The organism is Hymenobacter rubidus (assembly GCF_016734815.1).
Classification (GTDB): Bacteria; Bacteroidota; Bacteroidia; order Cytophagales; family Hymenobacteraceae; genus Hymenobacter; species Hymenobacter rubidus.
This window is the reverse complement of the sequence record NZ_JAERQF010000029.1, coordinates 26066-52601: the sequence shown is the minus strand read 5'-3', so window position 1 is coordinate 52601 and position 26536 is coordinate 26066. Positions and strand designations below refer to the sequence as shown.

The window sequence follows — 26536 nt, the reverse complement described above, 5'->3', positions numbered from 1 at the left end:
ACTAGAACGACTGATATACCATCCAACACAATCGTGCAATATTGCCGAGCGCTGGGAATTGCGTCTCCTGATGTAGATGATATCAAAGAGATTGAAAGGAAACTTGCAGCCATCTGGAAATAACACTTCGTTTATCAGGAGTTAGCAAGGCTCAAAATAAATCAAGCCGCTCTCGAACCTTCGGGAGCGGCTTTTTTACGCTGAAACAGAAGCAAGTATTTGTTTTCTCTTCTGTTTCTCTTACCTTTGCACTCCCTTTAGCGAAATGCGCTTTTCGGGAATGTCAATAAACGAGTGTAGTTCAAGGGTAGAATAGAGGTCTCCAAAACCTTTGATGGGAGTTCGAATCTCTCCACTCGTGCAATTTGGGCCAGTTGGTCCGCTCCATGTTATTTCAGCGGCAACGCTGTTTTTCCCATCACAATGGACAAACTGAGCAATTATTTCCGCACCACCATCGAAGAGATGCGCTACAACGTAACGTGGCCCTCGACGACGGAACTGCAAAAAAGCGCCGGCCTGGTGCTGATTGGTTCGCTCGTGTTTGCCATCGTCGTGGGCGTCATGGATGTCAGCTTTGAGTCGGTACTTAAAGCGTTTTATAACTCGTTTCGCTAGTCAGCAATCAAGATGGGCGAATTGAAATGGTACGTGGTGCGCTCCGTGAGCGGCCAGGAAAAGAAAGCCAAGAATTACCTCGAAACGGAGCTCGGTCGGCACAACCTGACCGAGCTTGTTCCGCAGGTACTGATACCGGTAGAGAAGGTGTTTGAGATGCGCAACGGCAAGAAGCGCGTCCGCGAGCGGAACCTCTACCCCGGCTACATCATCATCCACGCCGACCTCGGCCACGGTGAGGTGGACCACATCATCACCAGTACGCCCGGCGTGATTGGTTTCCTCGGCGACAAAGACAAGAAGGACGCAACGAACAACAAACCTGTTCCGCTGCACATTTCGGAAGTCAATCGCATCCTCGGCATCGTGGATGAAGCCGAGCAGCAAGCCGACGCTACTCTCGACAAGCCCTACGTAGTGGGCGAACTTGTGAAAGTGGTGGACGGCCCCTTCAACGGCTTCTCCGGCAACGTGGATGAGGTGTTTGAAGAGCGTAAGAAGCTTAACGTAGTTGTGAAGATTTTCGGCCGTTCGCAGCCGGTAGAACTCAGCTACACCCAAGTTGAAAAAGAGGTATAGAACGTCATGCCGAGCGAAGCCGAGGCATCTCGCTCGCATCGTCTGACGATTTAGTTAGTAACACACGCGAGATGCTTCGGCTTCGCTCAGCATGATGTTCTAACTGATTCATATAAAAAAACACCACGCCGGCTAATTGCTCCGGGTCGGCGGGGCTTCCAAACAGGAGTTTACTAAACTGAGGCAAGCGCGAGTTACGACGCAGGAGCCACAGCCAAACCAATCAAATGGCCAAAGAAATCAGAGGTTATCTGCGTCTGCAGATAAAGGGAGGCGCCGCGAACCCTTCGCCGCCGGTAGGACCTGCACTTGGTAGCAAAGGCTTGAACATCATGGAGTTTTGCAAGCAGTTCAATGCGCGCACCCAAGATAAAGCCGGCCAAGTTTGTCCTGTACTCATCACCATGTACACCGACAAGTCGTTCGACTTCGTGGTGAAGACGGCACCGGCTCCGGTGCTGCTCATGGAAGCTGCCAAGTTGCAGAGCGGTTCGAAAGAGCCGAACCGTAACAAAGTGGGCTCCGTGACATGGGACCAAGTGCGCACCATTGCCGAAACGAAAATGCCCGACTTGAACGCTTTCCAAGTGGAAGCCGCCATGAAGCAGGTAGCCGGTACGGCTCGCAGCATGGGCATTACCATCAAGGGCGATTCTCCTTTTGCTGAATAATTAAACGGAGAAAAGAACAGATGGCACAAGTAAGCAAAAAGCGCAAGGAAGCCCTTGCCAAACACGACCTGACGCAAGTGCGCAGCCTCGTGGAAGCCGCAATCGTGGTGAAGGACATTACCTACACCAAATTCGATGCTTCGGTAGATATTGACGTTCGCCTCGGCGTGGACCCTCGCAAAGCGGACCAGATGGTTCGTGGCGTGGCCACCCTGCCCCACGGCACCGGCAAAACCGTTCGCGTTCTGGCACTCGTGACTCCTGACAAGGAGGCCGAAGCTCTGGCCGCCGGCGCCGACTTCGTGGGGCTGGACGACTATATCTCGAAAATCGAGAAAGGCTGGACCGACATCGACGTAATCATCACCATGCCCGCCGTAATGGCTAAGGTAGGTCGCCTGGGCCGTGTGCTCGGTCCCCGTGGTCTGATGCCGAACCCGAAGTCGGGCACCGTAACGACCGACGTAGCCAAGGCTGTGCAGGAAGTGAAAGCTGGTAAAATCGACTTTAAAGTTGATAAAACCGGTATCATTCACTGCTCGGTTGGTAAAGTATCGTTCGACCCGAAGATGCTGGCCGAAAACGCCTTGGAGGTAATCCAGACGTTGGGTCGCCTGAAGCCTTCGTCTTCGAAAGGCACCTACATCAAGAGCATCACGCTCTCGAGCACGATGTCGCCCGCCGTTCCGGTTGACAGCCAAGTAAATTCCGCTAGCTAATTAAACCAACCAAACATGACTCGGGAAGAAAAACAAGCCCTCGTGGATGAGTTGAGCGGAAAAATGCAATCGCACAACTCGTTCTACATCGTCGATGCTTCGGTGATGTCGGTAGCGAAAATCAACGACTTCCGTCGTCTGGCGTTCAACCGCGGCCTGGAATACAAGGTGTACAAAAACACCTTCATTCGTAAGGCTTTGGATACGCTCGGCCACGACACGTCGGAAATGGATGCCGCGCTGAAAGGCCAGTCGGGCGTGTTGTTCTCCACGGAGAGCGGCTCGGCTCCTGCCAAGATGCTGCGTGACTTCTATAAGGCCCAGGCGTACCCCCGCGGTGTTGAGCCCAAGCCCGTGCTGAAAGGCGCTTATGTTGATGCCAGCATCTACATCGGCTCGAACCAGCTCGAAGGCCTGACCACCATCAAAGGCAAGCAGGAACTGCTCGGTGAACTCATCGGCCTGCTCCAGTCGCCCGCCAAGAATGTTATCTCTGCTCTGTCGAGTGGTGGCAACAAACTGGCCGGTATCCTCAAAACCCTCAGCGAAAAAGAGGCCGCGTAGCCCGCTGCTTTTTCGCACTCCAATCAAATTTTCAACAACACTTTTTTTTAACAATCTACAGAAATGGCAGATTTGAAAGCATTCGCTGAGCAGCTCGTAAACCTGACGGTGAAAGAAGTAAACGAATTGGCAGGCATCCTGAAGGACGAGTACGGCATCGAGCCTGCTGCTGCTGCAGTAGTTGCTGGTCCTGCTGGCCCCGCTGCAACTGAAGAGGCTCCCGAGGAAAAGACGTCGTTCGACGTTATCCTGAAGGCTGCCGGCGGCCAGAAACTGGCTGTGGTGAAGCTGGTGAAAGACCTGACCGGTCTGGGCCTGAAAGAAGCCAAAGAACTGGTTGACGGTGCTCCTAAGCCCCTGAAAGAAGGCGTAACCAAAGACGAGGCTGAGTCGCTGAAAAAGCAGCTCGAGGAAGCCGGTGCTGAAGTAGAAGTTAAGTAGTTTCTGCTCCTGAAGCATCTCCGGACCCGCTTCGAATAAGGATTAGACCTGGCAACTTAGCCAGGTCTTTTCCTGTTTGTAGCGTGTCAACCGCGCGAGCTACCCGGTTCGCGCTTTTGCTATGTCAGCTAACCATCTTGTTGCAGAGGTGGTTAGGGAGTGTACCGCACCGCTGACGGGCCGCCACCCCGGCCTCCCTTATTACGCTTCTGTGTCCATCTTTTAATCCCCATCGCATTGGCTACACCGAAAGCAAAGACGGCCGCCCTGAAGAAAACGGCCGCCGAGCGAATCAATTTCGCCAAGATTAAGAAGGTTATCGAGTACCCGGACTTCTTGGACGTGCAAGTGCGCTCGTTTCAGGAATTCTTTCAGTTGGAAACCGCTGCTGAGCGTCGTTCTAACGAAGGATTGTTCAAAGTGTTCGCCGAGAACTTCCCGATTTCGGACTCGCGCGAAAACTTCGTGCTCAACTTTATCGATTACCACGTCGACCCGCCGAAATATTCGGTCGACGAGTGCATCGACCGTGGTTTGACTTATTCGGTTCCGCTGAAAGCCAAGCTGCGTTTGATTTGCAATGATAAGGACAACGAGGACTTCGAGACGATTGAGCAGGAGGTGTTCCTCGGGAACATTCCTTACATGACCGTGAAGGGCTCGTTCGTTATCAACGGTGCCGAGCGTGTTATCGTATCGCAGCTGCACCGCTCGCCGGGCGTATTCTTCGCCCAGAGCAAGCACACGAACGGCACCAAGCTGTATTCGGCCCGGATTATTCCGTTCAAAGGTTCGTGGATTGAGTTTGCCACGGACGTGAACAACGTAATGTACGCGTATATCGACCGGAAGAAGAAATTCCCGGTGACGACGCTGCTTCGCGCTATCGGCTACGGCACGGACAAAGACATCCTCGACTTGTTCGGGCTGTCGGAGGAAGTGAAATCCGACAAGAAAAACCTCAAGAAAGCCGTTGGTCGCAAGCTGGCTGCCCGGGTGCTCCGCACCTGGACGGAAGACTTCGTGGACGAGGACACCGGCGAAGTAGTATCGATTGACCGCAACGAAGTGTTGCTGGAGCGCGATGCTACCATTGAGGAAGCTGATATCGATGTGATTCTGGAAGCCGGCGCTAAGTCGGTAATCCTGCACCGCGAGAATGTGAACATTGCGGATTTCGCAATCATTTACAACACGCTGCAAAAGGATAACTCCAACTCGGAGAAGGAAGCCGTTGAGCAGATTTACCGTCAACTCCGGAACACGGAGGCTCCTGACGAAGAAACCGCTCGTGACATCATCCAGAAGCTGTTTTTCTCGGATAAGCGCTACGACCTCGGCGAGGTGGGCCGCTACCGGATTAACAAGAAGCTCCAGATTGGCATGGACCAAGAGTCGCGGGTGCTGACCAATGAGGACATCGTTCTCATTGTGAAGTACCTGATTGGTCTGAGCAACTCGAAGGCCATTGTCGATGACATTGACCACTTGAGCAACCGTCGCGTACGCACCGTGGGCGAGCAGCTTTACGCCCAGTTTGGCGTGGGCCTGGCCCGGATGGCGCGTACCATCAAGGAGCGCATGAACGTGCGGGACAACGAGGACTTCAAGCCAGTGGACTTGATTAACGCCCGGACTTTGTCGAGCGTTATTAACTCGTTCTTCGGCACGAACCAGCTGTCGCAGTTCATGGACCAGACCAACCCGCTGGCTGAGGTGACGCACAAGCGTCGCGTATCGGCACTCGGGCCGGGAGGTCTGTCGCGGGAGCGCGCTGGCTTCGAGGTACGTGACGTTCACTACACGCACTACGGTCGTCTCTGTACCATCGAAACGCCGGAGGGACCTAACATTGGTCTGATTTCGTCGCTGTGCGTGCACGCTCGCGTGAATGCGATGGGCTTCATCGAAACCCCTTACCGCGACGTGAAAGGCGGTAAGGTGGACATGAGCGCCAACGTGAAATTCCTGACTGCTGAGGAAGAGGACACCCACCACATCGCGCAGGCCAACTCCCTGCTGGATGAGGGCGGTAACCTGACCCAGGAGCTGGTGAAAGGTCGTTTCGAAGGTGACTTCCCGGTGGTAAATCCGTCGGAGTACTCCTATATGGACGTGGCCCCGAACCAGATTGTATCGGTTGCGGCTTCGCTGATTCCGTTCCTGGAGCACGATGACGCCAACCGTGCGCTCATGGGCTCGAACATGCAGCGTCAGGCGGTGCCGCTTCTGCGCCCCGAGGCTCCGATTGTGGGCACGGGTCTGGAAGGCCGTATTGCCAGTGACTCGCGTACCCTGATTATGGCTGAAGGCGAGGGCGTGATTGATTTCGTGGACGCCAACAAAATCGTGGTGAAGTACGACCTCACGGAGGACGACATCATGGTGAGCTTCGACGCCGAGCGTATTACCTACGACCTCATCAAGTTCCGTCGTACCAACCAGGACACTTGCCTCAACCTGACGCCGCTCGTGAAGCGCGGTGAGCGGGTGACCAAAGGCCAGGCGCTTTGCGAAGGTTACGGCACCAACCAAGGCGAACTCGCTCTGGGCCGCAACATGCAGGTGGCCTTCATGCCATGGCAGGGTTACAACTTCGAGGATGCCATCGTCATCTCGGAGCGCGTGGTTCGCGACGACATCTTTACCTCGATTCACATTGAGGAATTTGAGTTGGAAGTGCGCGAGACCAAGCGCGGCGAAGAAGAGCTGACCTCGGAGATTCCGAACGTGAGCGAAGAAGCTGTGCGCAACCTCGACGACAACGGCATCATCCGCCTCGGCGCTGAAGTGAAGGAAGGCGACATCCTGATTGGTAAAATCACGCCTAAGGGCGAGACGGACCCCACGCCGGAAGAGAAGCTGCTCCGCGCCATCTTCGGCGACAAGGCCGGCGATGTGAAGGATGCTTCGCTCAAAGCGCCGCCCTCCTTGCAGGGTGTTGTTATTGGCACGAAACTCTTCTCGCGTCCTAAGAAAGACAAAAACCTCCGGGCCAAGTCGAAGAAGGAAGTGGAAGACTTGAAGGCGACCTACGCGCAGGAACTGCGTGGCGTGAAAGCCATCATGATTGACAAGCTGGTGCAATTGCTGGAAGGCAAAACGTCGCAGGGCATCAAGCACCGCTTCGGCGAGGAGATGATTGCCAAGGGCGTGAAGTTCAACCGCAAGAACATCAACGAGGGCATGTTCCCCGAGAAGAACCCTTACAAGGACGAAAGCAACTACGCCGTTCCGGAAGAGGTGAACCTGTTTAAGGACCTGATTCTGGAAGGCTGGACGGCTGATGCCCGCGTGAATGGCCTGGTGCTGGAGCTGGTGCGTAACTACGCCAAGCGCCGCAACACCATCACCGCGAAATTCAAGCGTCAGCGCTTCACCCTGGAAGTGGGCGACGAACTGCCCGCCGGCATCGTGCAGCTGGCCAAAGTTTACATCGCCAAGAAGCGCAAGCTGAAGGTGGGTGATAAAATGGCCGGCCGCCACGGTAACAAGGGTGTGGTAGCCCGCATCGTGCGCGATGAGGACATGCCCTTCCTGCCCGACGGCACGCCGATGGACATTGTGCTGAACCCGCTCGGTGTACCAAGCCGGATGAACATCGGGCAGATTTACGAGACGGTACTTGGCTGGGCTGGGCTGAAAATGGGTCGCACCTACGCTACCCCGATTTTCGACGGTGCTACCGAAGACGAAGTAGCTCGTGAGCTGACCGAAGCTGGTCTGCCGGACTGGGGCCGTGCTTACCTGCACGATGGCCTGACGGGCGACCGTTTCGACCAGCCGGTGACCGTGGGCGTGATTTACATGCTCAAGCTGGGTCACTTGGTTGACGACAAGATGCACGCTCGTTCCATCGGGCCGTACTCGCTCATCACGCAGCAGCCGCTGGGTGGTAAGGCGCAGTTCGGTGGCCAGCGCTTCGGCGAGATGGAAGTGTGGGCATTGGAGGCCTTTGGTGCTTCCAACGTGCTGCAGGAAATCCTGACCGTGAAATCGGATGACGTGGTGGGCCGCGCGAAAGCGTACGAAGCCATTGTAAAAGGCGACGTTCTGCCCAAGCCGAACATCCCCGAGTCGTTCAACGTGTTGCTCCACGAACTCCGTGGTCTGGCACTCGAAATCACGATGGAATAGTGAATTGCTGCGGTTGCGGCCGGGGCGCAAGTCTCGGCCGCAACTCGCGGTTTGCCTGCCGGCAGGCAACAGGAGGCGCTGATTGAGCGACTCTGGTAACGAAAGGTGAGAAAACGCTTCGGTGAAAGAGGAGCGGGGGCTGTTCCGAGATATGGTCAGTGCAGCATTAAAACCCCCAGCGAATCTTAATCGAAGGCCTTCTTATCATTCCGTCCTGTCAGCAGTTTTAATTTTTCGACCTTTTAAGAGTGCCTTTGCCCGACATACCTATCTGTTAAGCAAAGGCACTTTTTGAAGTGTCAAACTGTTTTGATTCTCTTGCGCCCTTCTGGCGAACGGCGAAGAATCAGGCAGCTCAAAGCCAACAGCTACTAGCTTAACCCCAATCAAATGGCTTTCGCAAAAAACAAGAAAGTAGTTCAGGACTTCTCCAAAGTCACCATCTCGCTGGCCTCGCCCGAAGCAATTCTGGAGCGCAGCACCGGCGAAGTGGTGAAGCCTGAAACCATCAACTACCGCACGTACAAGCCCGAAATGGGTGGCTTGTTCTGCGAGCGGATTTTCGGTCCGGTGAAGGACTGGGAATGCCACTGCGGTAAATACAAGCGCATTCGCTACAAGGGCATCATCTGCGACCGTTGCGGCGTGGAGGTGACCGAGAAGAAGGTGCGTCGTGAGCGCATGGGCCACATCGAGCTGGTGGTGCCCGTTGCCCACATCTGGTACTTCAAGTCGCTCCCCAACAAAATCGGCTACCTGCTGGGCCTGCCCACCAAGAAGCTCGACCAGATTATCTATTACGAGCGGTACGTCGTTGTTCAGCCCGGTTCGCTGGCTGAAGAAGGCGTGCAAGTGCTCGACTTTCTTACCGAGGATGAATACCTGGACATCATCGACAAGCTCCCCCGGGAGAACCAGATGCTGCCCAACGAGGACCCCAACAAGTTCATCGCCCGCATGGGTGCCGATGCCCTGCACATGCTGCTGGAGCGCATCAACCTGGACGAGTTGAGCTACTCGCTGCGTGACTCCGCTGCCCACGAAACCTCGCAGCAGCGTAAGGCTGAAGCCCTAAAGCGTCTGCGCGTAGTGGAAGCTTTCCGCGACGCCGCTACCCGCATCGAGAACAAGCCCGAATGGATGGTAATCCGCATGGTGCCCGTGATTCCCCCGGAATTGCGTCCCCTCGTGCCGTTGGACGGTGGCCGTTTCGCCACTTCCGACTTGAACGACCTGTACCGTCGCGTTATCATCCGCAACAACCGACTCAAGCGCCTGATTGAAATCAAAGCGCCCGAAGTGATTTTGCGGAACGAGAAGCGCATGCTGCAGGAAGCCGTTGACTCGCTGTTCGACAACTCGCGTAAGGTGAACGCCGTGCGCGCCGAAGGCAACCGCGCCCTGAAGTCGCTGTCCGATATGCTGAAAGGCAAGCAGGGCCGCTTCCGTCAGAACCTGCTCGGCAAGCGTGTCGACTATTCGGGTCGTTCGGTAATCGTCGTTGGTCCTGAGCTGAAACTGCACGAGTGCGGCCTGCCCAAGAACATGGCAGCCGAGCTGTTCAAGCCGTTCATCATCCGCAAGCTCATCGAGCGCGGTATTGTGAAGACGGTGAAATCGGCCAAGAAGATTGTGGACCGCAAGGACGCCGTTGTTTGGGACATCTTGGAAAACGTGCTGAAAGGCCACCCAGTGCTCCTCAACCGGGCTCCTACGCTGCACCGTCTGGGTATCCAGGCGTTTCAGCCACGCCTCATCGAGGGCAAGGCTATCCAACTGCACCCGCTCGTTTGTACGGCTTTCAACGCTGACTTTGACGGTGACCAGATGGCTGTGCACGTGCCTCTGGGCCCGGCCGCCATCCTGGAAGCTTCGATGCTCATGCTGGCGTCGCACAACATCCTGAACCCCGCCAACGGCGCGCCCATCGCGGTACCGTCGCAGGACATGGTTCTGGGCCTGTACTACGTAACCAAAGGCAAGCGTAGCACCGAAAACGAGACGATTCAGGGCGAAGGCCGTGTATTCTACTCGGACGAAGAAGTGGTAATTGCCATCAATGAAGGCCAGCTGTCGAAGCACGCTTACATTAAGGTGCGTACCAAAGTGCGCGACGAAAACGATGACCTCGTTACCAAAGTGGTGGAAACCGTGGCTGGCCGCGTGCTTTTCAACCAGCTGGTGCCTGAGGAAGTAGGTTTCGTGGACGAACTGCTGACCAAAAAGAAGCTCCAGCAAATCATCTCGCTGGTGTTCAAGCGCACGGGCATGGCCCGCACGGCGCAGTTCCTCGATGATATCAAGACCCTTGGTTTCCAGTCGGCCTACAAAGGTGGCTTGAGCATGGGTCTGGGCGACATCAACATCCCCAAAGAGAAGGACGAACTGGTGCTGCAAGCCCAGAACGACGTGAAAGCCGTAACCCAGAACTACCAGATGGGTCTGATTACGGACAACGAGCGTTACAACCAGGTTATCGATATCTGGACGCGCATCAACAACCAGATTACGGAAACGTTGATGGGCCGTCTGGAGAAGGAAAATCAGGGCTTCAACTCCATCTACATGATGATGCACTCGGGAGCCCGCGGCTCGCGCGAGCAGATTCGTCAGCTGGGCGGTATGCGTGGTCTGATGGCCAAGCCGCAGAAGTCGCTGCAAGGCTCGATTGGCGAGATTATCGAAAACCCGATTCTGTCGAACTTCAAAGAAGGCCTCGACGTAATCGAGTACTTCATCTCGACGCACGGTGCTCGTAAAGGTCTGGCTGACACGGCTCTGAAGACGGCTGACGCCGGCTACCTGACCCGTCGTCTGGTAGACGTTTCGCAGGACGTAATCGTGAACGAGCAAGACTGCGGTACCCTGCGTGGCATCGAGACCTTCGCGTTGAAAGACAACGAGGACATCGTGGAGCCGCTGTCGGAGCGTATCCTTGGCCGTGTGACGGTGCACGACATCGTGGACCCGAACACCAACGAGGTGCTCCTGGCTTCCGGCTCGGAAATCAAGGAAGACACCACGCGTCGCATCGACATTGCGGGTATTGAGTCGGTGGAAATCCGCTCGGTGCTGACTTGCGAAAGCAAGCGCGGTATCTGCGCCAAGTGCTACGGCCGCAACCTGGCTTCGGGCCGCATGGTGCAGCGTGGCGAGGCTGTCGGCGTTATCGCCGCTCAGTCGATTGGTGAGCCCGGCACGCAGTTGACTCTGCGTACCTTCCACGTAGGTGGTACGGCTTCCAACATCGCCGTTGAGTCGAGCATCAAAGCCAAATTCGCTGGCGTGGTTGAGTTCGAAGACGTTCGTACCGTGGCAACCACCACGCCGGAAGGCGTGAAGGGTGCTGTAGTAATGGGCCGCTCGGGCGAAATCCGCATCGTGGAGAAAGGCACCGGCCGCGTCTTCACCACCAACCACGTTCCCTACGGCTCGTTCATGCTGGTAGAGGAAGGCCAGGAAGTGGAAAAAGGCACGGAGCTGAACACCTGGGACCCCTACAACGCTGTTATTCTGGCTGAGTTTGATGGTACCGTCGTGTTCGACGCCATCACCGAAGGCATCACCTACCGCGAGGAGTCGGACGAACAGACCGGTCACCGCGAGAAGGTGATTATCGAATCGAAGGCCAAGGACCAGAACCCGTCCATCATTGTGCGCCCCGGCAAAAAAGGCGATGTGGAAGGCCAAAAGGCCTACAGCATCCCGGTGGGCTCGCACTTGAACGTGGAGAACAACGACAAAATCTCGGCCGGTCATATCCTCGCCAAGATTCCGCGCTCCGTGGGCAAAACCCGCGACATCACCGGTGGTCTGCCGCGTGTGACCGAGCTGTTCGAAGCTCGTAACCCGTCGAACCCGGCCGTGGTATCGGAAATCGATGGCGTAGTAACTTACGGCACCGTGAAGCGTGGCAACCGTGAAATCTTCGTGGAGTCGAAAGACGGCGTCAAGAAGAAGTACATGGTGCCGCTGTCGAAGCACATTCTAGTGCAGGACAACGACTTCATCCGCGCCGGCATGCCGCTGTCGGATGGCGCCATCACGCCTTCGGACATCCTGAGCATTCAGGGCCCCGGCGCCGTGCAGGAGTACCTCGTGAACGAGATTCAGGAAGTGTACCGCTTGCAGGGTGTGAAAATCAACGACAAGCACATCGAAGTGGTAGTCCGCCAGATGATGCAGAAAGTTGTGATTTTAGATGCCGGTGACACGTCGTTCCTTGAAAACCAGGTGATTGACAAAATCATCTTCATGGCCGAGAACGACATGATTATCGACATGAAAGTCGTGACCGAAGCCGGTGATTCGACTAACCTGAAGCCCGGCCAGATTGTGACGGCCCGTCGCCTCCGCGACGAGAACAGCAGCCTGAAGCGCCGCGACCTTGCCCTCGTGCAAGTGCGCGATGCCCAGCCCGCCGTGTCGCGCCCCACGCTGCAAGGCATCACGCAGGCATCGTTGGGTACGGCCTCGTTCATCTCGGCCGCTTCCTTCCAGGAGACGACCAAGGTGCTGAGCGAAGCCGCCATCCGTGGCAAGGCCGATCAGCTGCTGGGCCTGAAGGAGAACGTAATCGTCGGTCACCTCATCCCGGCCGGTACTGGCTTGCGCGAGTACACGCGTCAGGTAGTAGGCTCGAAAGAGGAGATGGAAGCTGCCCAAGCCGCCCAGGCCGCCGAAGCTGCCGTTCCCGCCAAGCGCCCCAGCCGAGCTGGCAAGCGCGAAGTGTCGGCTGAGTAATCCGCCGTAGGTTTGTAATGGAAAAGCCGACTGGGGTATCCTGGTCGGCTTTTTCTGTTTGTGACTTATTAGCCAGCAAAACAGTATTCTGAATTCAACAGGTACCCAATCATGATATTCGCCTGGCTTTTTTTCATGTTGTGTTTGTGGGCAGTCTTTACACTCTTTTTATTGGCGCCTTACTACCTCGTCAGCCATTCTAAGCTTAAAGTTCTTGTTCGTACTTGGATAATTGCTTTTTGGTGGGAGATATCCTTAATAATGTTGGTACCTAAAGTAACCATACCAGTGCTTGACATGCACATGGAAGGTTATATGTACCTGATGGTTTTCACAATTGGAATCAATGAAGTGGGGCACGGAATTCTATACGACCATAGATTTGATTACTTGCTTCTACTAGTGATACCGCTGATTATTGCCCTCATCGCGTACTGGCGAAATAGGCAAGTCAAAGATTAGCGAGACTTGATAATTCTTAAACACCGCTCTAATGCAACCAACCGACCAAAACCCGGACCCCAACGCCATCAACATCGAGCTTTCCGAAGCCATGGCCGAGGGCGAATACGCCAACCTCGCCATGATTGCGCACAGCAACAGCGAGTTCGTGATTGATTTCATCCGCATGATGCCCGGCCTGCCCAAGGCCAAGGTGAAGGCGCGCATCGTCGTCACGCCCGAGCACGCCAAGCGCCTGCTGCAAGCCCTCACCGAGAACATCGAGCGGTTCGAAGCCGCTTTCGGCACCATCAAGATGCAGAGCGAAGCCCCCAGCTACCCGATGAACTTCGGTGGTGCGGTAGGGGAGGCGTAGGGAATTTCTCCGCAGCTTTTTATCTTTACTAGCTATGGAAATTGTCTTCGACGTACCCGCCGACCGTGTTGCTTTCATGCTCGAAATGTTGAGCAGCATCAACTACGTCAGAAACCCCCGACCTCGCCGCGTCCGCAAGTCGGCAGATGTGAAAGAGCAGGATACGACGGAGTATCTGTTGTCTTCGGAAGCAAATGCGGAAAGCTTACGTCGTTCAATTGCGCAGTTACGGCGTGGCGAAGTAGTGCAGGTTGAAATCGCAGACTAAGCATGAACATTGTTTCATTCTCAGTTGAGGCACTCGGCCATTATCAATATTGGCAGGAGTCAGACAAAGCCATTCTGCGTAAAATCAACCAGCTTTTGAAGGAGTGCCTGCGGACACCATTTGCCGGAACGGGCAAACCAGAACCGCTGAAAGGGGAACTGTCCGGCTTCTGGTCACGCCGCATCAATCACGAACACCGCTTGATTTACGAAGCCAAAGGAGATACACTCTTCATCATTGCGTGCCGGTATCATTACGGGAAGCGGTAAGCTGAACCAGATGCTTTAGCTGCGAAAGCGCCTCCATTTTCCAGTGGAGGCGCTTTCTTTTTTAAGCCAAAACCCACGCTCCTAAAATTAACATCCTCACTCTGTTTGCTATTGCGACGAAATAATCTTACCTTTGCAAGCCAAATTTTAGGGGCAAACGGCTCCAAACAAACCATTCGCTAAATGCCAACCATCAATCAGTTAGTACGGAAAGGCCGTGAGGCTTTGACAACCAAGTCGAAGTCGCCCGCCCTTGATTCGTGCCCGCAGCGTCGGGGCGTGTGCACCCGTGTGTACACCACCACGCCTAAGAAGCCGAACTCGGCTATGCGCAAAGTGGCCCGTGTGCGCCTTACCAACGGTAAGGAAGTAAACGCATACATCCCCGGTGAAGGCCACAACCTCCAGGAACACAGCATCGTGCTGATTCGTGGCGGCCGGGTTAAAGACTTGCCAGGTGTTCGCTACCACATCATCCGTGGCGCCCTGGACACCGCCGGTGTAAGCGGCCGCACGCAGCGCCGTTCGAAGTACGGTGCCAAGCGTCCGAAGCCGGGTCAACCCGCCGCAGCAGCTGGCAAGGGTGGCAAGGGGGCACCCGCTAAAAAGAAATAAATGATTTAGTTGTTGGTTGTTAGTTGTCAGTTGTTGGGTCGTTCAATCGGCTGAGCAACTGACAACTGACAACAAGCAACTGACAACTATTCCATATCATGAGAAAGTCAAAACCGAAGAAGCGCATCTTGCTGCCGGACCCTAAGTACAAGGAGACGCTGGTAACCCGTTTCGTGAACTACATGATGTACGACGGCAAGAAAAACCTGGCGTACACCATCTTCTATGACGCCTGCGACCTCGTGGAGCAGCGCACCAAGGAGAGCGGCCTCGAAATGTGGCGCAAAGCGTTGAACAACGTGATGCCCACCGTGGAAGTGAAAAGCCGCCGCGTAGGTGGTGCCACCTTCCAGGTTCCGATTGAAGTGCGCGCCGACCGCCGCATTTCGGTAGGTGCCAAGTGGATGATTCAGTATGCCCGTCGTCGTGGTGAGAAGACCATGAAAGACAAGCTAGCTGGCGAAATCATCGCCGCCGCCAAAGGCGAAGGTGCTGCCGTTAAGAAAAAAGACGACACCCACCGCATGGCCGAGGCCAACAAGGCCTTCTCGCACTTCCGTTTCTAAACTGGAAATTTGGGTTTGGGGTCTTAGGGACTTGGATTTATTTGACGGACTGTTCTGTTAAACGACCCAAGACCTGAGACCCTAAATTTTAAGCCTTAACCAACATCATGGCCGTTAACAAAGAACTTTACTACCTCCGCAACATCGGGATTATGGCGCACATCGACGCCGGTAAGACCACGACGTCGGAGCGTATTCTGTATTACACGGGTAAAACCCACAAAATCGGGGAAGTGCACGATGGTGCCGCCACGATGGACTGGATGGAGCAGGAGCAGGAGCGCGGCATCACGATTACCTCGGCTGCCACGACCACGTTCTGGAACTACCCCACCGATATCAAAGGTGACCCCACCGCTGATACCAAGCAGTACAAAATCAACCTGATTGACACCCCCGGCCACGTTGACTTCACGGTAGAAGTAGAACGTTCGCTGCGCGTGCTTGACGGTGCCGTGGCCCTGTTCTGCGCCGTTTCGGGCGTTGAGCCGCAGTCGGAAACCGTATGGCGTCAGGCTGACAAATACAAAGTGCCCCGCATCTGCTTCGTCAACAAGATGGACCGTGCCGGCGCTGACTTCTTCAAAGCCGTAAACGAAATCAAGGAGAAACTGGGCGCTAACCCCATTCCTCTGCAGATTCCGATTGGTGCCGAAGAAACCTTCAAAGGCGTAGTTGACCTGCTGACTGGCAAAGCCATTGTGTGGGACGACAAAACCGAAGGCAAGTCGTACGACGAAGTTCCCGTTCCCGAGGACCTCGTGGAAACGGTTGCCGAATGGCGCCAGAAGCTCATCGAGAGCGTAGCCGAGTATGATGATGCGTTGCTGGAGAAATTCTTTGACAACCCCGACTCCATCACGAAAGAGGAAATGATGGTCGTTATCCGCCAGGCGGTTATCGACATGAAGTTCTCGCCCGTGCTCTGCGGTTCGGCCTTCAAAAACAAAGGTGTGCAGACGATGCTGGATGCCGTTATGGCCTACCTGCCGTCGCCGCTCGACATGCCCGCCATCATCGGTACCAACCCCGAGAGCGGTGAGGAAATGGAGCGTCACCCCGACAACTCGGAGCCTTTCACCGCTCTGGCGTTCAAAATTGCTACCGACCCGTTCGTGGGCCGTTTGTGCTTCTTCCGCTGCTACAGCGGCGTGCTCGACTCGGGCTCGTACGTGCTCAACAACCGCACCGGTAAGAAGGAGCGTATCTCGCGCCTGATGCAGATGCACTCCAACAAGCAGAACCCCATCGACAAGATTCAGGCCGGTGACATTGCTGCAGGTGTTGGTTTCAAAGACATCAAAACCGGCGACACGCTGACCGACGAGAAGAACCCAATGGTTCTGGAGTCGATGAGCTTCCCCGAACCGGTAATTGGCTACGCCATCGAGCCGAAAACGCAGGCTGACGTCGACAAAATGGGCATGGCCATCGCCAAGCTCATCGAGGAAGACCCCACTTTGCGCGTGAACACGGACGAGGAAACCGGCCAGACCATCCTCCGCGGCATGGGCGAATTGCACCTTGAAATCATCATCGACCGCATGCGTCGTGAATTCAAAGTGGAAATCAACCAGGGTGCCCCGCAGGTAGCCTACAAGGAGATTCTCACCAAAGTGGTTGACCACCGCGAAACCTACAAGAAGCAGACCGGTGGCCGCGGTAAATTCGGCGATATCGTGTTTGAGCTGGGTCCGAAAGAAACCGAGCCGGAGAAACCCGGTCTGGAGTTTGACAACGCCATTGTGGGCGGTGTTATCCCCCGCGAATTCATTCAGCCAATTCAGAAAGGTTTCGAAGAAGCCATGAAGCGTGGTCCGCTGGCGGGCTTCCCCATCGAAACGATGAAGGTACGCCTCTACCACGGCTCGTTCCACGACGTTGACTCGGACGCCCTGTCGTTCGAACTCGCCGCCCGTGACGGTTTCCGTGAAGCTGCCAAGAAGGCCGGCCCGAAATTGCTGGAGCCCATCATGGCCGTTGAAGTGGTTTGCCCCGACGAGTACACGGGTCCCGTAACCGGTGACTTGAACCGTCGTCGCGGTCTGATGAAAGGCATGGACACCAAAGCCGGTGCCCAGGTTATCAAGGCCGATGTTCCGCTGTCGGAGCTGTTCGGCTACGTAACCGCCCTGCGTACGATTTCGTCGGGTCGTGCTTCGGCTTCGCTCACGTTCTCGCACTACGAGCAAGTGCCGAGCAACATGGCCGATGCCATCGTTGCCAAAACCAAAGGAGGTAAATAAGTGACCGTTGGTTAGTGGCTGTTACTTGTCAGCCACCAACCAATAGCCATAAATCAAAGCTTTTCAAAACGGAGGCAATCGGCTTCCACCAATCCCAATGAACCAGAAAATTCGCATTAAGCTGAAAAGCTACGACCACAACCTCGTAGACAAATCGGCCGAGAAAATCGTGAAAGCTGTGAAGGCCACCGGTGCCATCGTTAGCGGTCCGATTCCTTTGCCGACCCAAAAGGAGAAGTTCACCGTGCTGCGCTCGCCCCACGTGAACAAGAAGAGCCGGGAGCAGTTCCAGCTTTGCACCTATAAGCGCCTCGTGGACATCTTCTCGACCTCGTCGAAGACCGTTGATGCCCTGATGAAGCTGGAATTGCCCAGCGGCGTTGACGTAGAAATCAAAGTCTGAGGATTCGATTTCAGTCTTAATTGAGTTAAAGCTCCGCTGTGATTCGTCGCGGCGGAGCTTTTTCTTTAGCGTTGCCTGGCATTCATACGCCATGTTTACAGTTGTGAAAGTAATTTAAACAATGTCACTCCAAGTTGTAATCAAGATGCTATCAAGACTTTATGCAACTGGAAAGCTTTCGCAAATCCTGCTGTTTATAGCTTGCTTAGCGGGTGTAATAGGCCTGTTCGCCTCTAGGGCCTTAATTTCCTTGAGTCCGGCGTTGGGTGGAATTGCCATTTTCACCAACCCACATATCGCTCAGGCTTTACGAGCGTACAGGTATAATAAGTCAGCTTGGGGTTTGATGGCGGTATATGGGCTTCTGGTACTTAGCTATGGCATTACCGAAAACGTTGGGGAGTGGCGAGAGCAACTCATTCGGCAATTGCCATGGGTTGCGTTGCCGCTGGTTATAGGTTTATCGGTGCCTCTATCTTCAAAACAGCGGCAGTGGGTCGGACAAGCTTATGTGTACGTGGCGGGAGCAGTCGCATTGGCTACAAGCATTAAATACTTTCTCAATCCGGCCTATGTCCACAGACTGGTGGTGGATAATCAGAATATGCCTTCCGCGTTGGGCGTATTTCATATTCACTTTGGGATAATGCTTGCCTTAGCTACCTGTTTTGGAACAGTACTCATTGCAAAAGTTGAACTTGGGAAATTCGCCAAATGGACGATAATTGTAGCTATTGCCAATTGCATCCTCACCTTACATCTATTAGCGTATAGGACCGGTCTCTTAGCACTTTATGCTACTGTGCTTGTTGCCGCAGGTACTTTACTACTCCGTCGGCCCAAGGTGGCCGTAGCATTACTCCTGTTGATTATAGTAGTGCCTGTGGTTTCGTATTACAGCATGGAGTCCATCAGACGGCGCGCCGTTGCTACTGTTGATGATGTTCAGCATTTCACCCGGCATCGCAACATCAATAATTACTCCATTGCACGGCGTATGGCTGCTTGGGTTAATGCTGGTACGTTGATACAGGAAAACCCCATATTAGGAGTTGGACCTGCGGATACATTTGATGCCATGATGGCACAGTATGACCGTCGGAGCTTTGGGCTGCGGTACAAAAACCGGGTAATGCTTCACAATCAGTACTTGCACATGCTGGTTGGCAGCGGCATTATTGGCCTAGCGCTGTGGTTATGGGTGCTTTTCAGGCCATTATTCAAACAGCATCTACGCGCTGACCCCGCCATAGTAAGTTTCATCATTGTGCAGGCAACGGCTATGCTGGTCGATTCGCTGCTTGAAATGCAATTGGGATTGAATATATTCTTATTCCCTTACGTTTTCCTCATCGTCGGTAGAGAGCGTGCAACCCGCGCTACTGAGCTGGAGGATATGAATGCACCGCCGCAACTGGTGCCTTCCGCACAGTAACGATAAAATGGCCAGCCCAATTTCGATAATGAGCTAACAGCCTCACTGAGAAAATATTTCTCGGCCACATTGGGATAGCCCCAGCTTTTTTTCTATCTTTGCACTCCCTTAGCGAAAACGGCACTCGGCCGTTTTCTTTTTGTGTTCATTAATAACCAAATAGAATGCCTGGCATCATCGGTAAAAAAATCGGTATGACAAGCCTCTTCACTCCGGACGGGAAAAACATTCCCTGCACGCTCATCGAGGCGGGTCCGTGCGTAGTGACGCAGGTTAAGACTATCGCGAATGACGGTTACACCGCCATTCAAATTGGGTACGGCGAGAAAAAAGAGAAGAACACCACCAAAGCCTTGGTTGGTCACTTCAAAAAAGCCGGTACGACCCCCAAGAAAAAATTGGTTGAATTCCGCCTCGACGCCGAATCGACCTACGCCGCTGGCGCTACCATCGACGCGACTCTCTTCGAAGAGGGCGAGTTTGTGGACGTAGTAGGCACTTCGAAAGGCAAGGGTTTCCAAGGTGTTGTAAAGCGTTACAACTTCCAGGGTGTTGGTGGCCAGACCCACGGCCAGCACAACCGCCTGCGTCACCCCGGTTCTATCGGTGCTTGCTCGTGGCCTTCGCGCGTATTCAAAGGAATGCGCATGGGTGGCCGCATGGGCAACGACCGCGTGAAAGTGCAGAACCTGAAGGTGATGCGCGTAGTAGGCGACAAGAACCTGATTCTGGTGAGCGGCTCGATTCCCGGCGCGAAGAACTCTTACGTGGTAATCGAGAAATAGACTAGTACGATGGAACTCGCAGTATATAACCTCAAAGGCGAAGACACCGGCCGCAAAGTGACCCTGTCTGACGCCATCTTCGGCCTCGAAGTAAACGAGCACGTGATGTACCTGGACGTGAAGCAGTACTTGGCCAACCAGCGCCAGGGCACGCACAAGTCCAAGCAGCGGAACGAGGTGCACGGCACCACGAAGAAACTGAAGAAACAAAAAGGCACGGGCGGCGCCCGCGCCGGCAGCATGAAGTCGGGTGTGTTCGTTGGTGGTGGCCGCATGTTCGGTCCCCAGCCCCGCGACTACGGTTTCAAGCTGAACAAGAAGACCAAGCGCGTAGCTCGCCTCTCGGCTCTGTCGAGCCTGGCGAAGGATGGCAAAATCTCCGTTGTGGAGAACATTGCCATGACGGCTCCCCGCACCAAGGACTTCGTTGCCATCCTGGACGGCCTCAAGCTGACCAACGGCAAAAAGACCATGCTTGTAACCGGCGAGGTGAACAAGAACGTTATCCTCAGCGCCCGCAACCTGCAGAAAGTGAAAGTGTCGACGCCCATCGGCCTCAACACCCACGACCTGCTGAACACGGACACGCTCCTGATTTCGGAAGACGGCATGGCTTCATTGGTTGAACTCTATAGCACCGCCGAATAATGAGCACGCTGAAACGCCCCATCGTTACCGAAAAGGCCACCGGCCTTAACGAGAAAGGTCGCTACACCTTCGAAGTGGAGCGCACCGCCAACAAAGTGCAAATCAAGAAGGACATCGAAACGCTGTACGGCGTGACGATTACCGACATCAACACGATGCGCACTATTGGCAAAATGAAGTCGAAAGGCACCAAAGGCGGCCAGGTTTCCGGACGTCGTGCCCACGGCAAGAAAGCCATTGTGACCGTGAAAGAAGGCGATGTTATCGACTTCTACGGCAACCTCTAGGCCGATACGCTTCGCCTCAAATTTTTCGCCGCAAAAGCACAACTAGCTAGTAATGGCACTTAAAAAACTCAGACCAACAACCCCAGGGCAGCGCTTCCGCGTTGCGCCGGCGTTCGACGAGATTACGACGTCGACCCCGGAGAAGTCGCTGATGACTTCCCTCTCCAAATCGGGTGGCCGGAACTCTTCCGGTAAAATGTCCAACCGCTACATCGGCGGTGGTCATAAAACCCAGTACCGCATCGTGGACTTCAAGCGCGACAAAGCCGGTGTTCCGGCCGTCGTGAAGTCCATCGAGTACGACCCCAACCGCACTGCGCGCATCGCCCTCGTCAACTATGCCGATGGTGAGAAGCGTTACATCATCGCTCCCGCCGGCATGACCGTAGGCGCGAAGATTGTGTCGGGCCCCGGCGTCGCTCCCGAAGTAGGCAATACCTTGCCGCTGCGCGAGATTCCCCTCGGTACCATCCTCCACAACATCGAATTGCAGCCCGGCCAGGGCGCGGCCATGGCTCGCTCGGCCGGCACCTACGCCCAAATCGTAGCCCGCGAAGAGAAGTACGCCACGCTGAAATTGCCTTCGGGCGAGATGCGCATGGTGCTCGTTACCTGCATGGCCACCGTTGGTACCGTGTCGAACGGCGACCACATGAACACCGTGATGGGCAAAGCCGGCCGTAACCGCTGGGCTGGTCGTCGTCCCCGCGTTCGTGGTGTGGTAATGAACCCTGTCGACCACCCCATGGGTGGTGGCGAAGGCAAATCGTCGGGTGGTCACCCGCGTAGCCGCAACGGCATTTTGGCTAAAGGCCAGAAGACCCGCAACAAGAACAAGTATTCGGAGAACCTGATTGTGAGCCGCAAAGGCAAGAAGTAATATATGGCACGTTCACTCAAAAAAGGGCCGTACATTGACTTCCGGCTGGAAAAGAAAGTCACGGCACTCGAAACGGCTGGTAAGAAATCGGTGGTGAAGACCTGGTCGCGCCGCTCGATGATTTCCCCGGATTTCGTTGGCCACACGTTCGCTGTTCACAACGGCAATAAGTTCATCCCGGTGTATGTGACCGAGAACATGGTGGGGCACAAGTTGGGCGAATTTGCCCCGACGCGTAACTTCCGTGGTCACGTCGCCAAAAAAGATAAAGGCAAGCGCTAAGATGGAAGCAGTAGCAAAACTCCGCAATGTGCCGACCTCGCCTCGTAAGATGCGACTGGTGGCCGACCTCGTGCGCGGCAAGAAAGTGACCCAGGCCCTCGGCCTGTTGCGCTTCGAAGCCAACATCGGCGCCGAGAAGATTGAGAAACTGCTCCTTTCGGCCTTGGCCAACTGGCAGCAGCACAACGAAGAAGAGCGGATTGAGGACGCAAACCTCTACATCAGCGAAATCTTCGTGGACGAAGGACGCCAGCTGAAGCGCCTGCGCCCCGCCCCTCAGGGCCGTGGCCACCGCATCCGCAAGCGTAGCAACCACGTGACGCTGAAAATCGACACGAAGGTTGAAAAGCTTGGCTCCAAGCACGCCAAAGAAGTTGGCACTACCGAAAACCCTAAGGCCGACGCCAAATCCTAATTTAGTATGGGACAGAAAGTAAATCCGGTTGGCTTCCGCTTGGGAGTTATCAAAGGCTGGGACTCCAACTGGTACGGCGGCAAGGACTTCGCCGAGAAACTGGTGGAGGACGAGAAAATCCGCAAGTACATCAACGCGCGCATTCAGAAAGGCGGCATCAGCCGCATTGTGATTGAGCGCACCCTGAAGCGCATCACCATCACCATCAACACGGCGCGTCCGGGTGTAGTGATTGGCAAAGGCGGCCAGGAAGTTGACAAGATTAAGGACGAGCTGAAGCAAATCACCAGCAAAGACGTTCAAATCAACATCTTCGAAATCAAGCGTCCGGAGTTGGATGCCAAACTGGTTGGCGAGAGCATCGCCCAGCAGCTGGCCGCTCGTATCTCCTTCCGTCGCGCCATGAAGATGTCGATTCAGGCTGCCATGCGTGTTGGTGCCGAAGGCATCAAGATTCAGTGCGGTGGCCGTCTCGGCGGTGCGGAAATTGCCCGTTCGGAGCAGTACAAAGAAGGTCGTACGCCGCTGCACACGCTGCGCGCCGATATCGACTACGCTTTGTCGGAAGCTCAGACCGTGTATGGCAAAATCGGCATCAAGGTGTGGGTAATGCGCGGTGAGGTGTTCGGCAAGCCCGACCTCTCGCCGAACCAGCAGCTCACCAACCCCGGTGGTGGCGAAGGTGGCGGTGGTCGTCGTGACGACCGTGGCCCCCGCGGCGAGCGTCGCGAAGGCGACCGTGGCCCGCGTCGTGACGGTGGTGCCGGTCGTGGCAACGCTGGCGGTGGCGACCGCGCCCCCCGTGGCGCTGGCGACAACGCCGGTCCCCGTCGCAACGGCCCCGCCCAAGGCGGTGGTGCTGCCGGCGGTGCCGCTCGCGGCCCACGTCGCTAGACGTTTCTTTTCAGGACGTCATGCAGAGCGCAGCGAAGCATCTCGCGTGTTTCGTTGAACGAAGTCGGTAAACGATTGAGTTTACTGCTGCACGCGAGATGCTTCGCTGCGCTCTGCATGACGTTCTAAATTCCTCTCGATTCTCTTTAAAATTTCAATAAAATGTTACAACCGAAAAGGACCAAGTATCGCAAGATGCAAAAGGGTCGCGTAACAGGCCTCGCCTACCGCGGCAGCTCCATAGACTTCGGTTCGTTCGCTATCAAGTCGCTGGAAGTGTCTTGGATTACGGCTCGCCAAATTGAGGCTGCCCGTATCGCCATGACCCGCGCCATGAAACGCGAAGGGCAAGTATGGATTCGCATTTTCCCCGACAAGCCAATCACCAAGAAGCCCGCTGAGGTGCGCATGGGTAAAGGCAAAGGCTCGCCCGAGTATTGGGTAGCCTGCGTGAAGCCCGGCCAAATCATGTTCGAGTCGGACGGTGTGTCGCTGGAAGTAGCCAAAGAATCGCTGCGTCTGGCGGCTCAGAAGCTCCCCGTAAAAACTTCATTCGTGGTTCGCCGCGACTATACGGACGCTGCTTAAGTCATGAAGAACAAGACCGACCTCAAAGGCCTTTCCGCTGAAGCGCTGAAAGAGCAAATCAAAACCGAGCAGGCCCAGGGCCAGCAGCTGCGTTTCGCCCACGCGATTTCGCCCCTGGAAAACCCCGCCCGCCTCAAGGCCAACCGTAAAAACGTCGCCCGCTTGCTCACCGAGCAGACTCGTCGGAACAACGAGCAGGCCTCTAACCCCGCTTAATTCCGATGGCAACCGACGTAACAATCCAAGACCAAGCCGTAGCTGAAGACTCGCGCAACATGCGCAAGGAAATCACCGGCACGGTAACGAGCTCGAAGATGGACAAGTCCATCACCGTGGCTGTGGTGCAGAAACAGAAGCACCCCAAGTACGGCAAGTTCGTGACCAAAACCACGAAATTCCACGCCCACGACGAGAAAAACGAGTGCGGCGAAGGCGACACGGTGCGCATCATGAGCACCCGTCCGCTGAGCAAGACCAAGCGGTGGCGCCTGGTTGAAATTGTTGAACGCGCTAAATAATCTGAACCGATGATACAGCAAGAATCCCGCCTGACGGTAGCCGACAACAGCGGCGCCAAGGAAGTCCTCTGCATCCGCGTTTTGGGTGGCACGGGCAAGAAATACGCCAGCGTTGGCGACAAGATTGTGGTGGCCATCAAGTCGGCTATCCCTTCGGGCAACGCCAAGAAAGGCACCGTGAGCAAGGCCGTCGTGGTACGTGTGAAGAAGGAAGTGCGCCGCAAAGACGGTTCGTACATCCGTTTCGACGACAACGCTGCTGTGTTGCTCAACAACAACGACGAGCCCCGCGGCACGCGCATCTTCGGCCCAGTGGCCCGCGAGCTGCGTGAGCGTCAGTTCATGAAAATCGTATCCCTAGCCCCCGAAGTACTCTAAGCCATGGCTATCAGAAAAGCAGACCCCGTGCAACTGCACGTAAAGTCGGGCGATACCGTGAAGGTGATTGCTGGCGACGAAAAGGGCAAAACCGGCGTTATCAAGTCGGTGAACCGGGTGACTCAGCGCGTAACCGTTGAGGGCCTGAACCTGGTGACGAAACACAACAAGCCGAGCGCCAAATCGCCCCAGGGCGGCATCACCAAGATGGAGGCGCCCATGCACGTGAGCAACGTGCAGGCTATCAACCCCACCACCGGTGAGCGGGTGCGCAAAGGCGCCGCAGCGGCCGCAGCTCCGGCTGCCCCTGCCAAAGCCAAGCGTGCCTCTGCCAAAACGGCTTAAGCAGCCCCCACCATCATGGCCCGTCTCAAAGACATTTATAAAAAAGACGTTGTACCCGCGCTCCAGGAGAAATTCCAGTTCAAGAGCATCATGCAGGTACCCCGTATCACCAAAATCTGCATCAACCGCGGCATTGGCGCGGCGGTAGCCGACAAGAAATTGGTCGACAACGGCGTGGAAGAACTGACGGTTATCACCGGCCAGAAAGCCATTGCCACCATCGCCAAGAAATCGGTGTCGAACTTTAAGCTCCGCGAAGGCATGCCCATCGGTGCGAAAGTGACGCTGCGCGGCGAGAAAATGTACGAGTTCATGGACCGTCTCCTGACGGTGGCCCTGCCCCGCGTACGTGACTTCAAAGGCATCAACGACAAAGGTTTCGATGGTCGTGGCAACTACACGCTCGGCGTGAAGGAGCAAATCATCTTCCCCGAAATCTCGATTGACAAAATCAAAGGCATCTCGGGCATGGACATCACGTTCGTAACCACCGCCGAGAACGACGAGCAGAGCTACGAGCTACTCAAGGCGTTCGGTATGCCTTTCGCCAACGCTAAAAAAGACGCTTAATCTTCCGAACTCATGGCTAAAGAATCCATCAAAGCACGGGAGCGCAAGCGCATTGCCACCGTGGCCCGTTACGCTGAGAAGCGCAAGGCTCTGAAAGCTGCCGGCGACTACGAAGGTCTCGACAAGCTGCCCAAAAACGCTTCGCCCGTGCGCCTGCACAACCGCGACATGATTGACGGCCGCCCCCGCGGCTACATGCGCAAGTTTGGCATCAGCCGCGTGCGTTTCCGCGAAATGGCTCTGGCCGGGAAGATTCCCGGTGTGACCAAGTCGAGCTGGTAGTATTCCGGTTTAGGACAAACAAAAACCCCCAGACATTATGCCTGGGGGTTTTTGTTTGTCCTTACCTTTCTGACATAACTCTCTCAAACTTCTTTCAATTTTTACTCATGGAAAACACCTTCCCGTTTCAGGTTGATAAACTGACTGACCCTGAATCAAAGACTCCTTACTATTGCATCCAAGCATCAGTTGGAGACATTGACGGTTATCCTGACTTATTTGAGGAATATGGATTCGGCGGGAATGGCTACTCTTGGGCGGAACACATTCAAGCAATACTGAACGAGAGAGAGCCTGATATTCTAGAGCAGTTGGAGTTTGATGAAGAAGGGGATACTTTTCTGGTTCGGACCGAAAACGAAGAAACCATGCATAAATTCATAAGTGCTATTCAGCCGGTATTTGGTACGAAAAAGACTCTGAAAAAATATCTGAGCCAAGCTGACCCAGATGATTTTGAGGAATAGCAAAACAGAAACGGAGTTGCTCGACATCGGGCAACTCCGTTTCTGTTTTTAAGTGGCCACTCCCGTTTCCCTGGCTGCTAGGGCGGCGGGTGGTGGGGGAGGGGCG

At 55.1% G+C, this 26536-nt stretch carries 31 protein-coding genes and 1 tRNA gene; all 32 read left to right on the top strand.

Features of this window, described 5'->3' with window-relative positions:
* Positions 1 to 290 precede the first annotated feature (290 nt).
* The 32 genes from JKL48_RS17495 to JKL48_RS17340 all read left to right on the top strand — a co-directional run bounded on the left by JKL48_RS17495 (position 291) and on the right by JKL48_RS17340 (position 26430).
* Positions 291 to 361, top strand: a tRNA-Trp gene (locus JKL48_RS17495).
* A gap of 62 nt (positions 362 to 423) precedes the next feature.
* Entirely contained in the window at positions 424 to 618 is a 195-nt protein-coding gene (gene secE, locus JKL48_RS17490; RefSeq protein WP_201985341.1) for a preprotein translocase subunit SecE, read from the top strand.
* Positions 619 to 630: 12 nt separating this feature from the next.
* A complete protein-coding gene (gene nusG / locus JKL48_RS17485; protein ID WP_196290995.1) occupies positions 631 to 1197 on the top strand; it encodes a transcription termination/antitermination protein NusG in 567 nt (188 codons plus the stop codon).
* Between the two features lie 227 nt (positions 1198 to 1424).
* Positions 1425 to 1868, top strand: coding sequence for a 50S ribosomal protein L11 (rplK, locus tag JKL48_RS17480; protein WP_198067444.1), 444 nt, complete (start codon positions 1425 to 1427; stop codon positions 1866 to 1868).
* Between the two features lie 20 nt (positions 1869 to 1888).
* Positions 1889 to 2587, top strand: coding sequence for a 50S ribosomal protein L1 (gene rplA, locus JKL48_RS17475; RefSeq protein ID WP_201985338.1), 699 nt, complete (start codon positions 1889 to 1891; stop codon positions 2585 to 2587).
* 15 nt (positions 2588 to 2602) lie between these two features.
* Entirely contained in the window at positions 2603 to 3151 is a 549-nt protein-coding gene (gene rplJ, locus JKL48_RS17470) for a 50S ribosomal protein L10 (RefSeq protein ID WP_201985336.1), read from the top strand.
* Between the two features lie 63 nt (positions 3152 to 3214).
* Entirely contained in the window at positions 3215 to 3592 is a 378-nt protein-coding gene (gene rplL, locus JKL48_RS17465) for a 50S ribosomal protein L7/L12 (RefSeq protein ID WP_201985334.1), read from the top strand.
* Between the two features lie 267 nt (positions 3593 to 3859).
* Complete coding sequence (gene rpoB / locus JKL48_RS17460) at positions 3860 to 7729, top strand: DNA-directed RNA polymerase subunit beta (protein WP_201985384.1); 3870 nt, start codon at positions 3860 to 3862, stop codon at positions 7727 to 7729.
* A 390-nt stretch (positions 7730 to 8119) separates the two neighbouring features.
* Positions 8120 to 12472 carry a DNA-directed RNA polymerase subunit beta' gene (gene rpoC / locus JKL48_RS17455; RefSeq protein WP_201985331.1) on the top strand — a complete coding sequence of 1451 codons (4353 nt, stop codon included), beginning with the start codon at positions 8120 to 8122 and terminating at the stop codon, positions 12470 to 12472.
* Positions 12473 to 12965: 493 nt separating this feature from the next.
* The gene (locus tag JKL48_RS17450) at positions 12966 to 13289 is read left to right on the top strand and encodes a DUF3467 domain-containing protein (RefSeq protein ID WP_046245258.1); all 324 of its coding nucleotides are present in this window, start codon (positions 12966 to 12968) and stop codon (positions 13287 to 13289) included.
* 34 nt (positions 13290 to 13323) lie between these two features.
* Positions 13324 to 13557, top strand: coding sequence for a hypothetical protein (locus tag JKL48_RS17445; protein ID WP_201985324.1), 234 nt, complete (start codon positions 13324 to 13326; stop codon positions 13555 to 13557).
* 2 nt (positions 13558 to 13559) lie between these two features.
* Positions 13560 to 13826, top strand: coding sequence for a Txe/YoeB family addiction module toxin (locus JKL48_RS17440; protein WP_201985322.1), 267 nt, complete (start codon positions 13560 to 13562; stop codon positions 13824 to 13826).
* 183 nt (positions 13827 to 14009) lie between these two features.
* Entirely contained in the window at positions 14010 to 14441 is a 432-nt protein-coding gene (rpsL, locus tag JKL48_RS17435) for a 30S ribosomal protein S12 (RefSeq protein ID WP_068191715.1), read from the top strand.
* A gap of 98 nt (positions 14442 to 14539) precedes the next feature.
* Positions 14540 to 15007: a 30S ribosomal protein S7 gene (gene rpsG / locus JKL48_RS17430; protein ID WP_035567919.1), complete on the top strand. Its 468-nt coding sequence runs from the start codon at positions 14540 to 14542 to the stop codon at positions 15005 to 15007.
* 107 nt (positions 15008 to 15114) lie between these two features.
* Positions 15115 to 17253 (top strand): elongation factor G, encoded by a 2139-nt coding sequence (gene fusA, locus JKL48_RS17425; protein ID WP_201985313.1) that lies wholly within the window; start codon positions 15115 to 15117, stop codon positions 17251 to 17253.
* Positions 17254 to 17350: 97 nt separating this feature from the next.
* Entirely contained in the window at positions 17351 to 17656 is a 306-nt protein-coding gene (gene rpsJ, locus JKL48_RS17420; RefSeq protein WP_035567915.1) for a 30S ribosomal protein S10, read from the top strand.
* Positions 17657 to 17777: 121 nt separating this feature from the next.
* The gene (locus tag JKL48_RS17415) at positions 17778 to 19091 is read left to right on the top strand and encodes an O-antigen ligase family protein (protein ID WP_201985311.1); all 1314 of its coding nucleotides are present in this window, start codon (positions 17778 to 17780) and stop codon (positions 19089 to 19091) included.
* 164 nt (positions 19092 to 19255) lie between these two features.
* Positions 19256 to 19876, top strand: a complete 621-nt coding sequence (rplC, locus tag JKL48_RS17410) for a 50S ribosomal protein L3 (protein WP_196291005.1) — start codon at positions 19256 to 19258, stop codon at positions 19874 to 19876.
* A 9-nt stretch (positions 19877 to 19885) separates the two neighbouring features.
* A complete protein-coding gene (gene rplD, locus JKL48_RS17405; RefSeq protein ID WP_201985309.1) occupies positions 19886 to 20524 on the top strand; it encodes a 50S ribosomal protein L4 in 639 nt (212 codons plus the stop codon).
* The gene (gene rplW, locus JKL48_RS17400) at positions 20524 to 20811 is read left to right on the top strand and encodes a 50S ribosomal protein L23 (protein ID WP_035567908.1); all 288 of its coding nucleotides are present in this window, start codon (positions 20524 to 20526) and stop codon (positions 20809 to 20811) included. Before rplD ends, rplW begins: the two co-directional genes overlap by 1 nt.
* A 52-nt stretch (positions 20812 to 20863) precedes the next feature.
* Entirely contained in the window at positions 20864 to 21691 is an 828-nt protein-coding gene (gene rplB / locus JKL48_RS17395) for a 50S ribosomal protein L2 (RefSeq protein ID WP_196291007.1), read from the top strand.
* A gap of 3 nt (positions 21692 to 21694) precedes the next feature.
* Positions 21695 to 21973 carry a 30S ribosomal protein S19 gene (rpsS, locus tag JKL48_RS17390; RefSeq protein WP_068191730.1) on the top strand — a complete coding sequence of 93 codons (279 nt, stop codon included), beginning with the start codon at positions 21695 to 21697 and terminating at the stop codon, positions 21971 to 21973.
* A gap of 1 nt (position 21974) precedes the next feature.
* A complete protein-coding gene (gene rplV, locus JKL48_RS17385; RefSeq protein WP_196291008.1) occupies positions 21975 to 22388 on the top strand; it encodes a 50S ribosomal protein L22 in 414 nt (137 codons plus the stop codon).
* 6 nt (positions 22389 to 22394) lie between these two features.
* The gene (gene rpsC / locus JKL48_RS17380) at positions 22395 to 23282 is read left to right on the top strand and encodes a 30S ribosomal protein S3 (protein WP_196291009.1); all 888 of its coding nucleotides are present in this window, start codon (positions 22395 to 22397) and stop codon (positions 23280 to 23282) included.
* A gap of 162 nt (positions 23283 to 23444) precedes the next feature.
* The gene (gene rplP, locus JKL48_RS17375) at positions 23445 to 23870 is read left to right on the top strand and encodes a 50S ribosomal protein L16 (protein ID WP_046246580.1); all 426 of its coding nucleotides are present in this window, start codon (positions 23445 to 23447) and stop codon (positions 23868 to 23870) included.
* Positions 23871 to 23873: 3 nt separating this feature from the next.
* Positions 23874 to 24086: a 50S ribosomal protein L29 gene (gene rpmC, locus JKL48_RS17370; RefSeq protein WP_196291010.1), complete on the top strand. Its 213-nt coding sequence runs from the start codon at positions 23874 to 23876 to the stop codon at positions 24084 to 24086.
* Between the two features lie 5 nt (positions 24087 to 24091).
* On the top strand, positions 24092 to 24388 hold the full coding sequence (gene rpsQ / locus JKL48_RS17365) for a 30S ribosomal protein S17 (RefSeq protein ID WP_201985306.1): 297 nt from the start codon (positions 24092 to 24094) through the stop codon (positions 24386 to 24388).
* Positions 24389 to 24397: 9 nt separating this feature from the next.
* Positions 24398 to 24766 carry a 50S ribosomal protein L14 gene (gene rplN, locus JKL48_RS17360; protein WP_035567895.1) on the top strand — a complete coding sequence of 123 codons (369 nt, stop codon included), beginning with the start codon at positions 24398 to 24400 and terminating at the stop codon, positions 24764 to 24766.
* A 3-nt stretch (positions 24767 to 24769) separates the two neighbouring features.
* Positions 24770 to 25111, top strand: coding sequence for a 50S ribosomal protein L24 (rplX, locus tag JKL48_RS17355; RefSeq protein WP_201985300.1), 342 nt, complete (start codon positions 24770 to 24772; stop codon positions 25109 to 25111).
* Between the two features lie 15 nt (positions 25112 to 25126).
* Positions 25127 to 25681: a 50S ribosomal protein L5 gene (gene rplE, locus JKL48_RS17350; protein ID WP_201985298.1), complete on the top strand. Its 555-nt coding sequence runs from the start codon at positions 25127 to 25129 to the stop codon at positions 25679 to 25681.
* A 12-nt stretch (positions 25682 to 25693) separates the two neighbouring features.
* A complete protein-coding gene (gene rpsN / locus JKL48_RS17345) occupies positions 25694 to 25963 on the top strand; it encodes a 30S ribosomal protein S14 (protein WP_035567891.1) in 270 nt (89 codons plus the stop codon).
* Between the two features lie 107 nt (positions 25964 to 26070).
* On the top strand, positions 26071 to 26430 hold the full coding sequence (locus JKL48_RS17340) for an Imm51 family immunity protein (protein WP_201985290.1): 360 nt from the start codon (positions 26071 to 26073) through the stop codon (positions 26428 to 26430).
* Positions 26431 to 26536: the final 106 nt, after the last annotated feature.

Bases quoted from the DNA above. Each gene is read 5' to 3' on its own strand.
- rplP (WP_046246580.1), top strand. From the start codon at position 23,445: ATGTTACAACCGAAAAGGACCAAGTATCGCAAGATGCAAAAGGGTCGC.
- rpmC (WP_196291010.1), top strand. From the start codon at position 23,874: ATGAAGAACAAGACCGACCTCAAAGGCCTTTCCGCTGAAGCGCTGAAA.
- rplB (WP_196291007.1), top strand. From the start codon at position 20,864: ATGGCACTTAAAAAACTCAGACCAACAACCCCAGGGCAGCGCTTCCGC.
- rpsJ (WP_035567915.1), top strand. From the start codon at position 17,351: ATGAACCAGAAAATTCGCATTAAGCTGAAAAGCTACGACCACAACCTC.
- rplA (WP_201985338.1), top strand. From the start codon at position 1,889: ATGGCACAAGTAAGCAAAAAGCGCAAGGAAGCCCTTGCCAAACACGAC.
- rpsQ (WP_201985306.1), top strand. From the start codon at position 24,092: ATGGCAACCGACGTAACAATCCAAGACCAAGCCGTAGCTGAAGACTCG.
- fusA (WP_201985313.1), top strand. From the start codon at position 15,115: ATGGCCGTTAACAAAGAACTTTACTACCTCCGCAACATCGGGATTATG.
- rplC (WP_196291005.1), top strand. From the start codon at position 19,256: ATGCCTGGCATCATCGGTAAAAAAATCGGTATGACAAGCCTCTTCACT.
- rplX (WP_201985300.1), top strand. From the start codon at position 24,770: ATGGCTATCAGAAAAGCAGACCCCGTGCAACTGCACGTAAAGTCGGGC.
- rpsL (WP_068191715.1), top strand. From the start codon at position 14,010: ATGCCAACCATCAATCAGTTAGTACGGAAAGGCCGTGAGGCTTTGACA.
- rpsN (WP_035567891.1), top strand. From the start codon at position 25,694: ATGGCTAAAGAATCCATCAAAGCACGGGAGCGCAAGCGCATTGCCACC.
- rplL (WP_201985334.1), top strand. From the start codon at position 3,215: ATGGCAGATTTGAAAGCATTCGCTGAGCAGCTCGTAAACCTGACGGTG.
- rplN (WP_035567895.1), top strand. From the start codon at position 24,398: ATGATACAGCAAGAATCCCGCCTGACGGTAGCCGACAACAGCGGCGCC.
- rplJ (WP_201985336.1), top strand. From the start codon at position 2,603: ATGACTCGGGAAGAAAAACAAGCCCTCGTGGATGAGTTGAGCGGAAAA.
- JKL48_RS17445 (WP_201985324.1), top strand. From the start codon at position 13,324: ATGGAAATTGTCTTCGACGTACCCGCCGACCGTGTTGCTTTCATGCTC.
- JKL48_RS17340 (WP_201985290.1), top strand. From the start codon at position 26,071: ATGGAAAACACCTTCCCGTTTCAGGTTGATAAACTGACTGACCCTGAA.
- rplD (WP_201985309.1), top strand. From the start codon at position 19,886: ATGGAACTCGCAGTATATAACCTCAAAGGCGAAGACACCGGCCGCAAA.
- rplW (WP_035567908.1), top strand. From the start codon at position 20,524: ATGAGCACGCTGAAACGCCCCATCGTTACCGAAAAGGCCACCGGCCTT.
- rpoC (WP_201985331.1), top strand. From the start codon at position 8,120: ATGGCTTTCGCAAAAAACAAGAAAGTAGTTCAGGACTTCTCCAAAGTC.
- rpsS (WP_068191730.1), top strand. From the start codon at position 21,695: ATGGCACGTTCACTCAAAAAAGGGCCGTACATTGACTTCCGGCTGGAA.
- JKL48_RS17415 (WP_201985311.1), top strand. From the start codon at position 17,778: ATGTCACTCCAAGTTGTAATCAAGATGCTATCAAGACTTTATGCAACT.
- rplV (WP_196291008.1), top strand. From the start codon at position 21,975: ATGGAAGCAGTAGCAAAACTCCGCAATGTGCCGACCTCGCCTCGTAAG.
- rpsG (WP_035567919.1), top strand. From the start codon at position 14,540: ATGAGAAAGTCAAAACCGAAGAAGCGCATCTTGCTGCCGGACCCTAAG.
- rpsC (WP_196291009.1), top strand. From the start codon at position 22,395: ATGGGACAGAAAGTAAATCCGGTTGGCTTCCGCTTGGGAGTTATCAAA.
- rplK (WP_198067444.1), top strand. From the start codon at position 1,425: ATGGCCAAAGAAATCAGAGGTTATCTGCGTCTGCAGATAAAGGGAGGC.
- rplE (WP_201985298.1), top strand. From the start codon at position 25,127: ATGGCCCGTCTCAAAGACATTTATAAAAAAGACGTTGTACCCGCGCTC.
- secE (WP_201985341.1), top strand. From the start codon at position 424: ATGGACAAACTGAGCAATTATTTCCGCACCACCATCGAAGAGATGCGC.
- nusG (WP_196290995.1), top strand. From the start codon at position 631: ATGGGCGAATTGAAATGGTACGTGGTGCGCTCCGTGAGCGGCCAGGAA.
- JKL48_RS17450 (WP_046245258.1), top strand. From the start codon at position 12,966: ATGCAACCAACCGACCAAAACCCGGACCCCAACGCCATCAACATCGAG.
- JKL48_RS17440 (WP_201985322.1), top strand. From the start codon at position 13,560: ATGAACATTGTTTCATTCTCAGTTGAGGCACTCGGCCATTATCAATAT.